The organism is Bradyrhizobium sp. YR681 (genome assembly GCF_000282615.1).
Classification (GTDB): Bacteria; Pseudomonadota; Alphaproteobacteria; order Rhizobiales; family Xanthobacteraceae; genus Bradyrhizobium.
Genome location: NZ_AKIY01000080.1, coordinates 1 through 11,577, shown reverse-complemented (window position 1 = coordinate 11,577; position 11,577 = coordinate 1). Strand labels below are relative to the sequence as shown.

Sequence of the window (11,577 nt, the reverse complement as noted above, 5' to 3'; positions counted from 1 at the left end):
GCTGCGGCTGCCGATGGTGCCGGTCACCGAGCCGACCCGCGTTGCCGTGCGCAGCGCCATGGTGCACGCCGGCCTGATCAATTGATCGCCAGCAGACCGGGGAGCTTGTCATGAGCGTCGAGGCAAAGGGCACGCAGATTCTCAAGGAGTTCCGGGAGTTTGCCGTCAAGGGCAACGTCGTCGATCTCGCGGTCGGCGTCATCATCGGCGCGGCTTTCGGGGCGATCGTCACGTCGCTGGTCGGCGACGTCATCATGCCGATCATCGGCGCGATCACCGGCGGCCTCGACTTCTCGAACTACTTCACCCCGTTGTCGAAGGCGGTCACTGCGACCAATCTGGCGGACGCGAAAAAGCAAGGCGCGGTACTTGCTTGGGGCAGCTTCCTCACGCTCACGATCAACTTCATCATCGTCGCCTTCGTGCTGTTCCTGGTGATCCGCGCCATCAACACGCTGAAGCGCAAGGAGGAGGCCGCGCCCGCGGCTCCGCCAAAACCGTCCGCGGAGGTCGAACTGTTGACCGAGATCCGCGATCTCCTCAAGAAGTGACGCGCGCGCTTCATCCAAACTGTTAGCTTACGCGCGCATCTCGACCGGAATTGTCCGTCAGGTTTTCAAGGTCATGGCCGATAAGAACGAACGTCCTATCAAGGTCATGGCGGAGAATCGCAAGGCCCGCTTCAACTACGCCATCGAGGATACGATCGAGGCGGGCATTGCGCTGACCGGAACCGAGGTCAAATCGATCCGCAACGGCAAGAGCACGATCGCCGAATCCTACGCCGACTCCAAGGACGGCGAGATCTGGCTGATCAACGCCACCATTCCCGAATATCTCCAGGGCAACCGTTTCAACCACGAGCCCAAGCGGCCGCGAAAGCTGCTGCTCCATCGCAAGCAGATCAACAAGCTGATGGGCGCGGTCGACCGCGAGGGCATGACGCTGATCCCGCTCAAGCTCTATTTCAACGAGCGCGGTCGCGCCAAATTGCAGCTCGCGGTTGCAAAGGGCAAGAAGCTGCACGACAAGCGCGAATCCGAGAAGAAGCGGGACTGGAGCCGGGAGAAGGGCCGGCTACTGCGGGCGAGGGGATAGCACGATGACTCAGAGAAATCTGCTCGAGGTCGATTGGAGCCAGATTCCCGCGCCCGCCGATGATGGCGGCGCCGCGCATCTCAAGGGCATGAATTTGCCTCCGATCGGCCTGCTCGCGACCGACGACACCTCGGTGACGCTGTCGGCGTTGCGCGGCCGGACCGTGGTGTTCGCCTATCCCCGCACCGGCGAGCCGGGCAAGATCGCGCTGGTCGACGACTGGGACATGATTCCCGGTGCGCGCGGTTGTACGCCGCAGACTTGCGCGTTTCGCGATCTGTTCGCCGAGCTGAAGGCGGCCGGCGCGGCGCAGGTGTACGGCCTCTCGACCCAGAGCAATGCCTACCAGACCGAGATGGCCTCGCGGCTGCATCTGCCGTTCCCGGTCCTCTCGGACGAGAAGCTGGCGCTGACGCGCGCGCTCAATCTGCCGACCATGGAGGTCGCGGGCCTGACGCTGATCAAGCGCCTTGCGCTTGTCATCGACGATGCCAGGATCTCACATGTGTTCTACCCGGTGTTTCCGCCCGACCGGAACGCCGTCGACGTCCTGGACTGGCTGAAGGGGAATCCCGCCAGGAATCCCGCCAAGGCCTAATCGAGGTCGGCCCTAATCCTCGCGAACACGCTCCGGAACATGTCCGTCGTCAGCACGCCGGTGTTCGTGTTGTAGCGCGAGCAATGATAGCTGTCGTAGAGCCTGAACGCGCCGGCCTGATGCACCGCGCCGTGCCCGAAAGGGGCTTGCGCCGCCTTCAGATTCAGCGGCTTGAGCACCGTGTCGTGCGCAATCCGCCCGAGCGCCACGATCGCGCGCAGGTTCGGCATCGTGGCGAGATTCGCCGCGAGAAACTGCCGGCAGGTGTTGATCTCGACCGGCAGCGGCTTGTTCTGCGGCGGCACGCAGTGGACCGCATTGGCGATCCGGCAGTCGACCAGCTTCATGCCGTCGTCGGGACGTGCCTGATAAGTGCCCTTGGCAAAGCCGTACTCGAGCAGCGTGGCGTAGAGCAGATCGCCGGCATAGTCGCCGGTGAAGGGACGGCCGGTGCGGTTGGCCCCCTGCATGCCCGGCGCGAGGCCGACGATCAGAAGGCGGGCCTTGATGTCGCCGAAGGGCGGGACCGGCGCGTTGTGCCACAACGGCTCGCGCGCGCGGTTCGCCTCGCGAAAGGCGACCAGGCGCGGGCAGAGCGGACAGTCACGGTCGGGAACGAGGGTGAGAGGCTGGCGGCCTGACCGGGCCGCCTCACTCCTCGAAGTCGTCATCGCCCCTCGGCGCCATCGTGGTTGCGCGCTGGAGGAATTGCGGGGCGTGATGACGTCCCTCGCCACGCTCGCCGCGGTCGCGCGGGGCGGGGCGTTCGGACGGGTCGCGGCCGAGCTTGGATTGCAGCTCGACGAGGTCGGTGAAGACGTCGGCCTGGCGGCGCAGCTCGTCGGCGATCATCGGCGGCTGGCTCGCGATGGTGGAGATCACGGTGACCCGCACGCCGCGGCGCTGGACGGCCTCGACCAGGGAGCGGAAATCGCCGTCGCCGGAGAACAGCACCATCTGGTCGATGTGCTCGGCGAGCTCCATGGCGTCCACCGCAAGCTCGATGTCCATGTTGCCCTTGACCTTGCGGCGGCCGGAGGCGTCGATGAACTCCTTGGTCGCCTTGGTGACGACGGTGTAGCCGTTGTAGTCCAGCCAGTCGATCAACGGGCGGATCGAGGAGTATTCCTGATCCTCGATGATCGCGGTGTAGTAGAAGGCTCGCAACAGCGTCCCGCGGCTCTGAAACTCCTTCAGCAGTCGCTTGTAATCGATGTCGAAGCCCAGAGTTTTCGCCGTCGCGTAGAGATTGGCCCCATCGATGAAGAGCGCGATCTTGTTGGTAGGAGAAGGTGACATTCAGTTTGCTCGCGTAGTGGTCGTGATTGATCGTTTATTGTTGGCGCGGCCACAGCAAGCCGCGCAGTCCTAAAGTGCCGCCAAGACCCGTCGAAACCGCAAATCCGGAGAAGTCGGGGCAATCAAGGTATAGTTATGGCGGACTCTCATACACCCGGTGCTGCCCTTGATGGCAGCCCGGAAAATCACCCATCCCAGCCCCAATGTGGGGGTAGCAGAGCCATTTGGCGAGGCCAAATCACAAATTGGCCTTGCGAAACGGGCCTGGTCCCTATAACTAGCCCCAATCATCCACATAATTCGTCCCACCCACAACGGAGCGACAGTCCATGGCTCGCGTCACCGTAGAAGATTGTATCGACAAGGTCGACAACCGGTTTGACCTGGTCCTGCTGGCCGCCCACCGTGCCCGCATGATTTCGTCAGGTTCACAACTAACGGTTGACCGCGATAACGACAAGAACCCTGTTGTGTCTTTGCGCGAAATTGCCGACACGACCATCTCTCCGGAGGACCTCCGCGAGGAGCTGGTGCACTCGCTCCAGAAGTTCGTCGAAGTCGACGAACCCGAGCCCGATACGGTGCCGCTGATCGGTTCCGCCGGTGCCAGCGTCGATGCGGACGATACCGAAGTTGCCGTTGAGCGCATGACCGAAGAGGAGCTCCTGAAGGGCCTCGAAGGCCTCGCGCCGCCGGAAGAGCAGCCCGAGGAAGACGAGTAAATCGTCCCGTCGCAATCGTCGACTTCTTGTGATCTTATCAAAGGCCCGAACCCGCGTTCGGGCCTTTGCTTTTGTTGGCGTTTTCGTGGTTACCATAGCGTTGCCGCTTCGCGCTGTGCATCTGTCATCGAATTGATCGGACGCGCGCGTGATCGGAGCTAAGATGTATACAACGGGCCGTATCGAGGTCCGTTTGAAGGCAGGATGGCATGGTGTATCGGCGCCGCAGACCAACGCAGATGCAGGCCGCAACCGAATCGGTTGCCGTGGCCCCGACTGCGCCGGTGGCCCGTCCGGCCAAGCCCCGCGCGCGCATGATGCGTCAATATGACCTCGTCGAGCGCGTCCGGTCCTACAATCCCAACACCAACGAAGACCTGCTGAACCGCGCCTATGTCTACGCCATGAAGGCGCACGGCTCGCAGACGCGGGCCTCGGGCGATCCGTATTTCTCGCACCCGCTCGAAGTGGCGGCGATTCTCACCGACCTCAAGCTCGACGACGCCACCATCGTGGCTGCGCTGCTGCACGACACGATCGAGGACACCGAAGCGACGCGGGCCGAGATCGACCAGATCTTCGGGCCCGAGATCGGCGCGCTGGTCGAGGGCCTGACCAAGCTGAAGCGGCTGGAGCTGGTGTCGCGCGAGGCCAAGCAGGCCGAGAACCTGCGCAAATTGTTGCTGGCGATTGCGGACGATGTCCGCGTGCTTCTGGTCAAGCTCGCCGACCGCCTGCACAACATGCGCACGCTGGAATTCGTGCCGACGGAATCGCGCCGCCGCATCGCCGAGGAGACGCTCGACATCTATGCGCCGCTGGCGGGGCGCATGGGTATGCAGGAAATGCGCGAGGAGCTGGAGGATCTCTCCTTCCGCACCCTCGATCCCGAGGCCTATTCGGTGGTGATGCAGCGGCTCGACGCGCTGGCCGAGCGCAACCGCAATCTGATCGGCGAGATCGAGGCGCAGCTCTCCAACAATCTGCGCCACCGCGGCCTCGGCGCGCGGGTCTACGGCCGCCGCAAGAAGCCGTTTTCGATCTGGACCAAGATGGAGCGCAAGTCGGTCGGCTTCGAGCAGTTGTCCGACATCTTCGGCTTCCGCCTCGTCGTCAACGACATCGAGGCCTGCTATCGGGCGCTCGGCATCGTCCACACCACCTGGCCGGTCGTGCCGGGGCGTTTCAAGGACTACATCTCGACCCCGAAGCAGAACGACTATCGCTCGATCCACACCACGGTGATCGGCCCCGGCAACCAGCGCGTCGAGCTGCAGATCCGCACCGAGGCGATGGACCAGATCGCCGAGCGCGGCATCGCCGCGCACGTGTTCTACAAGGAAGGGGTGGGCTCGCCGACCGAATTCCTCAAGCGCGAATCGAATGCGTTCGCCTGGCTGCGCCACACCATCGGGATCCTGTCGGAGAGCGCCAACCCCGAGGAATTCCTCGAGCATACCAAGCTCGAGCTGTTCCACGACCAGGTGTTCTGCTTCACCCCGAAGGGCAAGCTGATCGCGCTGCCGCGCCATGCCAATGTGATCGACTTCGCCTATGCCGTGCATACCGACGTCGGCAACAGCGCGGTCGGCTGCAAGATCAACGGCAAGTTCTCGCCCTTGTCCTCGGAGCTCCAAAACGGCGACGAGGTCGAGGTGCTGACCTCAGAGGCGCAATCGGCGCCGCCGTCGGCCTGGGAAACCCTCGCGGTCACCGGCAAGGCGCGCGCCGCGATCCGCCGCGCCACGCGCACCGCCGTACGCGACCAATATGTCGGCCTCGGCCGGCGCATCGTCGAGCGCCTGTTCGAGCGCGCCAAGATCGAATACGCCGACGACAAGCTCAAGGGCGCGCTGCCGCGGCTCGCGCGCACCTCGATCGAGGATGTCATGGCAGCTGTGGGGCGCGGCGAGATCAAGGCCTCCCACGTCGCGCGCGCGATGTATCCCGACTACAAGGAGGAGCGCGTCGCGCGCTATGGCGTCAAGAAGGGGCTCGCCGCCAAGCTCAAGGAGAAGTCGGCGGAGCCGCCGCGCAGCCCGGTCGCGATTCCGATCCGCGGCATCAATTCCGACCTGCCGGTGAAATTCGCGCCGAATGGCGGCGCGGTGCCCGGCGACCGCATCGTCGGCATCGTCACGCCGGGGGAGGGCATCACGATCTACCCGATCCAGGCGCCGGCCCTGAAGGATTTCGAGGAGGAGCCGGAGCGCTGGCTCGACGTCCGCTGGGACATCGAGGACACCGCGCCGCAGCGCTTCCCGGCCCGTATCAGGGTGGAAAACGTCAACGAGCCCGGCGCGCTGGCGCAGATTGCGACCGTCATCGCCGAGCACGACGGCAACATCGACAATATCAGCATGCAGCGCCGCTCGCCCGATTTCACGGAGACGACGATCGATCTCGAGGTCTACGATCTCAAGCATCTGAGCGCGATCCTGGCCCAGTTGCGCGCGAAGGCGGTCGTCGCCCGCGTCGAACGTGTTAATGGATAGCCGCATCTCGTATGCGTCTGTCCCACCGATTTCGAGAGTCCTGAAATGCCCGCTTCTCCGCTCCGCCTCGGCGTCAATATCGATCACGTTGCAACCGTGCGTAATGCGCGCGGCGGCCGCCATCCCGATCCGGTGCGTGCGGCGCTGCTGGCGATCGAGGCCGGCGCCGACGGCATCACCGCGCATCTGCGTGAGGATCGCCGCCACATCCGCGACGAGGACATGGCGCGGCTGAAGGCCGGAATCTCCAAGCCGCTGAATTTCGAGATGGCGGCGACCGACGACATGATGCGCATCTCGCTCGCCACCAAGCCGCATGCGGTGTGCCTGGTGCCGGAGCGCCGGCAGGAGGTGACGACCGAAGGCGGGCTGGACGCGGTCGGCCAGCACAATGCGCTGGCGCCCTATATCGCACGGCTCAGCGATGCCGGCATTCGCGTCTCGCTGTTCATCGCCGCCGACCCGGCGCAGATCGAGATGGCGGCGCGGCTGAAGGCGCCCGTGATCGAGATCCACACCGGCGCCTGGTGCGACGCCGTGGTCGACGGTCACGCCGCCAAGGCCGGCGCCGAATGGAAGCGGATCGTGGCGGGCGTGAAGCTGGCGAAGGCCGCCGGACTGGAAGTTCACGCCGGGCACGGGCTCGATTATGCGACGGCCGAGACGATCGCGGCGCTGCCCGACATCATGGAGCTCAACATCGGCTACTACATGATCGGCGAAGCGCTGTTCGTCGGTCTCGCCGAGACCGTGCGCAGCATGCGCGCGGCGATGGATCGCGGCCGGAGCCGGGCATGATCATCGGCATCGGCTCCGATCTGATCGACATCACCCGCGTGGCCAAGGTGATCGAGCGTCACGGCGAGCGCTTTCTCGACCGCATCTTCACGGCGGCCGAGCGGGCCAAGGCGGAGCGGCGCGCCAAGAACGAGAAGATGGTGGTGGCGACCTATGCCAAGCGCTTTGCCGCCAAGGAGGCCTGCTCCAAGGCGCTCGGCACCGGGATCCGGCGGGGCGTCTGGTGGCGCGACATGGGGGTGGTCAACCTGCCGGGAGGGCGGCCGACCATGCAGCTGACCGGTGGAGCGCTGGCCCGGCTCCAGGCGCTGACGCCCGATGGCTTCGAGGCGCGGATCGACCTGTCGATCACAGATGACTGGCCGCTGGCGCAGGCCTTCGTCATCATTTCCGCCGTTCCGCTGGCCAGGCCCTGATCGTTTTCTTGCTCGTTTTATGATTCTTGTTAAAAATCAATATCTTGCGCAGTTTTGATGCGATCCTTGATTGCGTGGCCTCCGACAACCGTCTAAAAGTCCGCGGACGCAAATCAGGCTGGGCGAATTCGGCTTTACGCCGGAATTGGCCCTCATTATCAGAATCAGGACAATCTCCTTGGGCCGCGAGCGATGGGCTGTTCGCGGGAGGAGGGCGCTCTATGACCGCCGGCCGGAATTGAGAGAGCAATGAGCGTGACTTCGGGAACGAAAACTGAGAGCGGCGTCGGCGAGACGATCCGGGTCGTGATCCACGCTCTGCTGATCGCGCTGGTGATCCGCACCTTTCTGTTCCAGCCGTTCAACATTCCGTCCGGCTCGATGAAGGCGACGCTGCTGGTCGGCGACTATCTGTTCGTCTCGAAATATTCCTACGGATATAGCCATTACTCGATCCCGTTCTCGCCGAACCTGTTTTCGGGCCGGATCTGGGGCTCGGATCCGAACCGCGGCGACATCGTCGTGTTTCGCCTGCCGAAGGACGATTCCACCGACTACATCAAGCGCGTGATCGGCCTTCCCGGCGACCGCATCCAGATGCGGGACGGCCTGCTCTACATCAACGACACGCCGGTCGAGCGGCAGCGCATGAGCGAATATGTCGGCGAGGAGCCCTGCGGCTCGGAAGGTGGCGGCATCTCCCGGGTGAAGCGCTGGAAGGAAACGCTGCCGAACGGCGTCTCCTACGAGACGCTCGACTGCGCCGACAACGGCTACATGGATACGACCAACGTCTACACCGTGCCGTCAGGCCATTTCTTCATGATGGGTGACAACCGCGACAACTCGACCGACAGCCGTTTCCTCGGCCAGGTCGGTTACGTGCCGCAGGAGAATTTGATCGGCCGCGCCCAGATGATCTTCTTCTCCATCGGCGAAGGCGAGCATGCCTGGATGTTCTGGCGCTGGCCGTGGTCGGTGCGCTGGAATCGCTTCTTCAAAATCGTCCGATGAAAGACGAAGCCAAGGACATCACGACCCAACCGATCGAGGCGCAAGCCGTCCCTGAGGGCGAAGCTGCACCGAGGACGCCTGCGAAGAAGAAGCGGGTCCGCAAGGCCAAGGCGACCGACGCGAATGCGGCTCTCGAAGCGCGCATCGGCTACAGTTTTTCGGATCCGAACCAGCTGATCCAGGCGGTCACGCATGTCTCTGCGCTGAAGTCCGGGCGCAAGCGCGGCGACAGCTACCAGCGGCTGGAATTCCTCGGCGACCACGTGCTCGGGCTCGTCGTCTCCGACATGCTCTATCACGCCTTCCCGAACGCCGACGAAGGCGAGCTGTCCAAGCGCCTTGCCGAACTCGTGCGCAAGGAGAGCTGCGCCGACGTCGCCAAGTCGCTCGGTCTGCTCGACGACATCAAGCTCGGCTCGGTCGGCCCCAGCGCCGATGCCCGCCTGCGCAAATCCATCCTCGGCGACATCTGCGAGGCCGTGATCGGCGCCATCTTCCTCGACGGCGGCCATGCGGCCGCATCCGAGTTCGTCAAGCGCAACTGGACCGAGCGCATGCACAAGCCGCGCCGTCCCTTGCGCGATCCCAAGACCGTGCTGCAGGAATGGGCGCAGGGGAAGGGATTGCCGACGCCCGTCTATCGCGAGGTCGAACGCACCGGCCCGCATCACGATCCGCAATTCCGTGTCGCAGTCGACCTGCCGGGACTTGCGCCGGCCGAAGGCATCGGCGGCAGCAAGCGCGCGGCAGAGAAGGTAGCAGCTTCAGTGATGATCGAACGTGAAGGCGTTGGCGGCAGCAATGACGGCTGAAGCAAGCGGCGAGGCGCCCGCCGCGACGCGCTGCGGATTCGTTGCGCTGATCGGCGCCCCCAATGTCGGCAAGTCCACGCTGGTCAACGCGCTGGTGGGGGCCAAGGTCACGATCGTCTCGCGCAAGGTGCAGACCACGCGCGCGCTGATCCGCGGCATCGTCATCGAGAACAATGCGCAGATCATCCTGGTCGACACGCCCGGCATCTTCCTGCCGAAGCGGCGGCTCGACCGCGCCATGGTCTCGACCGCCTGGAGCGGCGCCCACGACGCCGACCTCGTCTGCGTGCTACTCGACGCCAAGGCGGGGATCGACGAGGAGGCCGAGGCGATCCTCACCAAGGTCGCGAGTGTCAATCACGACAAGATTCTGGTGATCAACAAGGTCGATCTGGTCCAGCGCGAGAAGCTGCTGGCGCTGGCGCAGGCCGCCAACGAACGCATGAAGTTCGCGAGGACCTTCATGATCTCGGCAATCTCGGGCGACGGCGTCGACGACATCCGCTCGACGCTTGCGGAGATGGTGCCGCCGGGGCCGTTCCTCTATCCCGAGGATCAGATGTCGGACGCGCCGATGCGGCACCTGGCGGCCGAGATCACGCGCGAAAAGATCTATCGCAAGCTGCACCAGGAATTGCCCTATCAGTCCACGGTCGAGACCGACAAGTGGGAGGAGCGCAAGGACAAATCGGTGCGCATCGAGCAGACGATCTTCGTCGAGCGCGAGAGCCAGCGCAAGATCGTGCTCGGCAAGGGCGGTGCGACCATCAAGTCGATCGGCGCGGACTCGCGCAAGGAGATCGGCGAGATACTGGGCGTGCCGGTGCATCTCTTCCTGTTCGTGAAGGTGCGCGAGAACTGGGGCGACGATCCCGATCGCTATCGCGAGATGGGCCTGGAATTTCCCAAAGAATAAGCAAGAACAGATCGGTATCCGATGAGCGTGCCCACGAACGTCCGGCGCTTCGAAGCGCTGCTCTATGCGTCATTGATGCTGGATGCTGTCTCCGTCGCGGTGCAGGACCGCACGCCCAATGCCGAGATGACCGAGCAGATGATCATGACGGCGACGCTTCTTGCCGGCGGCATGATCCTGCTGCTGGTCTATTTCGTCTGGCTGGCGGCGCATTGGCGCAAGAACTGGCCGCGGTGGGTGCTGGCCGCAGCCCTCGTGCTGTCGGTGATCTCGCTCGGCCAGATCATCGGCGAGAAGGGCATGGAGCTCGACAGCGCCATCGAGATCGTCTCCTGCGTGCTGACGACGATGGGCCTGTATTTCTCCTTCAGCGGCGACGCGCAGGGCTGGTTCAACGCGTGAGGGCGGGGGGGCGGTTAGCGAAGCGTCATCCGCCACCTAGCTGTGCACGGGTAGTCGGCGGATGAGGCCTTCGGCTAATCCACCCTACGATCGGTAGGCGTGGACAATGATCAGCGCGCTTATGATGATCGTCCAGATCACGAAGCCTGCGACAACGCCGAGCGCCGGCGACAGGATCAGCTGGCCTTCGCTTGTACGCGTGACCTGCAAGAGGCCCGTCCAGCCGACCCGGATCATGCTTTTGGGGAATTCGACAGTGATCCTGCCGAATGTGGCTGCAAATAGCAAAGCCAGTGCGGTGAAATAGAAAACGGTCGGCAAGGCCTCCCAGGCGACCCAGAACACCAATTCGAGAATGAGCGCGATCAGGTCGAAAATGATGCTGGCCATCGTGGTCCCAGGCCTGTCCGAACTTCTGCGTCAGTGCATATCGCGCTATACTTAGCACATGGAATGGACCGACGAGGGCATCGTGCTGGGCGTGAGGCGGCATGGCGAGAGCAGCGCCATCGTCGAGCTGCTGACGCGGGGGCACGGCCGGCATCTCGGCCTCGTCCGCGGCGGGGCCGGTTCGCGGATGCGGCCGCTCTTGCAGCCTGGCAACAGCCTCAGTGTGGTGTGGCGGGCGCGGCTCGATGAGCATCTCGGCACCTATGCCGTCGAAGGCCTGAAGCTGCGTGCGGCGACGCTGCTGGGATCCTCCCATGGCGTCTATGGCGTCACCCATCTCGCCTCGGTCGCGCGGCTGCTTCCCGAACGCGATCCGCACGAAGACATCTTTTCCCTGCTCGAACATTCGCTCGACGATTTCGACGACATCGGCAGCGCCGCCGTGCACCTCATTCATTTCGAGCTGGCGATGCTGGCCGAGCTCGGCTTCGGGCTGGCGCTGGAGAATTGCGCGGTAACGGGAGAGACCACGGACCTGATCTACGTCTCGCCGAAATCCGGCGGCGCGGTGTCGCGCGGCGCGGGGGAGCCGTGGCGCGACCGGCTGCTGCGCCTGC

At 64.2% G+C, this 11,577-nt stretch carries 15 protein-coding genes; 12 read left to right on the top strand and 3 right to left on the bottom strand.

Annotated elements, in window-relative coordinates:
* Positions 1–110 precede the first annotated feature (110 nt).
* From mscL to PMI42_RS09540, 3 genes are all read left to right on the top strand, one after another.
* Entirely contained in the window at positions 111–551 is a 441-nt protein-coding gene (mscL, locus tag PMI42_RS09550; RefSeq protein ID WP_008133026.1) for a large conductance mechanosensitive channel protein MscL, read from the top strand.
* A 73-nt stretch (positions 552–624) separates the two neighbouring features.
* A complete protein-coding gene (gene smpB, locus PMI42_RS09545; RefSeq protein ID WP_008133025.1) occupies positions 625–1,098 on the top strand; it encodes an SsrA-binding protein SmpB in 474 nt (157 codons plus the stop codon).
* Between the two features lie 4 nt (positions 1,099–1,102).
* Positions 1,103–1,696, top strand: a complete 594-nt coding sequence (locus PMI42_RS09540) for a peroxiredoxin (RefSeq protein WP_008133022.1) — start codon at positions 1,103–1,105, stop codon at positions 1,694–1,696.
* Here PMI42_RS09540 and PMI42_RS09535 read toward each other — a convergent pair.
* Together PMI42_RS09535 and PMI42_RS09530 are read right to left on the bottom strand one after the other, a co-directional pair.
* Positions 1,693–2,367 (bottom strand): uracil-DNA glycosylase, encoded by a 675-nt coding sequence (locus PMI42_RS09535; RefSeq protein WP_008133020.1) that lies wholly within the window; start codon positions 2,365–2,367, stop codon positions 1,693–1,695. The two genes, PMI42_RS09540 and PMI42_RS09535, sit on opposite strands and share 4 nt — an antisense overlap.
* Positions 2,348–2,995, bottom strand: coding sequence for a LabA-like NYN domain-containing protein (locus tag PMI42_RS09530; protein WP_008133019.1), 648 nt, complete (start codon positions 2,993–2,995; stop codon positions 2,348–2,350). The genes PMI42_RS09535 and PMI42_RS09530 overlap by 20 nt, the downstream gene beginning before the upstream one ends.
* A gap of 329 nt (positions 2,996–3,324) precedes the next feature.
* Between PMI42_RS09530 and rpoZ the strand changes: the two genes are divergently transcribed.
* The 8 genes from rpoZ (at position 3,325) to PMI42_RS09490 (ending at position 10,570) form a co-directional block, all read left to right on the top strand.
* Complete coding sequence (rpoZ, locus tag PMI42_RS09525) at positions 3,325–3,717, top strand: DNA-directed RNA polymerase subunit omega (protein WP_008133017.1); 393 nt, start codon at positions 3,325–3,327, stop codon at positions 3,715–3,717.
* A gap of 209 nt (positions 3,718–3,926) precedes the next feature.
* Positions 3,927–6,212 (top strand): RelA/SpoT family protein, encoded by a 2,286-nt coding sequence (locus tag PMI42_RS09520; protein ID WP_008133014.1) that lies wholly within the window; start codon positions 3,927–3,929, stop codon positions 6,210–6,212.
* Positions 6,213–6,257: 45 nt separating this feature from the next.
* The gene (locus PMI42_RS09515; RefSeq protein WP_008133012.1) at positions 6,258–7,010 is read left to right on the top strand and encodes a pyridoxine 5'-phosphate synthase; all 753 of its coding nucleotides are present in this window, start codon (positions 6,258–6,260) and stop codon (positions 7,008–7,010) included.
* On the top strand, positions 7,007–7,426 hold the full coding sequence (gene acpS / locus PMI42_RS09510; protein ID WP_008133011.1) for a holo-ACP synthase: 420 nt from the start codon (positions 7,007–7,009) through the stop codon (positions 7,424–7,426). The genes PMI42_RS09515 and acpS overlap by 4 nt, the downstream gene beginning before the upstream one ends.
* Before the next feature lie 249 nt (positions 7,427–7,675).
* Positions 7,676–8,440: a signal peptidase I gene (gene lepB / locus PMI42_RS09505; protein WP_008133009.1), complete on the top strand. Its 765-nt coding sequence runs from the start codon at positions 7,676–7,678 to the stop codon at positions 8,438–8,440.
* Positions 8,437–9,252, top strand: a complete 816-nt coding sequence (gene rnc / locus PMI42_RS09500) for a ribonuclease III (protein ID WP_008133007.1) — start codon at positions 8,437–8,439, stop codon at positions 9,250–9,252. Before lepB ends, rnc begins: the two co-directional genes overlap by 4 nt.
* The gene (gene era / locus PMI42_RS09495; RefSeq protein WP_008133006.1) at positions 9,242–10,168 is read left to right on the top strand and encodes a GTPase Era; all 927 of its coding nucleotides are present in this window, start codon (positions 9,242–9,244) and stop codon (positions 10,166–10,168) included. Before rnc ends, era begins: the two co-directional genes overlap by 11 nt.
* Before the next feature lie 21 nt (positions 10,169–10,189).
* Positions 10,190–10,570, top strand: coding sequence for a hypothetical protein (locus PMI42_RS09490; RefSeq protein ID WP_008133003.1), 381 nt, complete (start codon positions 10,190–10,192; stop codon positions 10,568–10,570).
* 84 nt (positions 10,571–10,654) lie between these two features.
* Here the strand turns inward: PMI42_RS09490 and PMI42_RS09485 are convergent, their stop codons facing one another.
* Positions 10,655–10,960: a hypothetical protein gene (locus PMI42_RS09485; protein ID WP_008133001.1), complete on the bottom strand. Its 306-nt coding sequence runs from the start codon at positions 10,958–10,960 to the stop codon at positions 10,655–10,657.
* Positions 10,961–11,018: 58 nt separating this feature from the next.
* On the opposite strand from PMI42_RS09485, the gene recO reads away from it, so the two are divergent.
* The coding region (gene recO, locus PMI42_RS09480) for a DNA repair protein RecO (RefSeq protein ID WP_008132999.1) at positions 11,019–11,577 on the top strand (559 nt) is incomplete at its 3' end.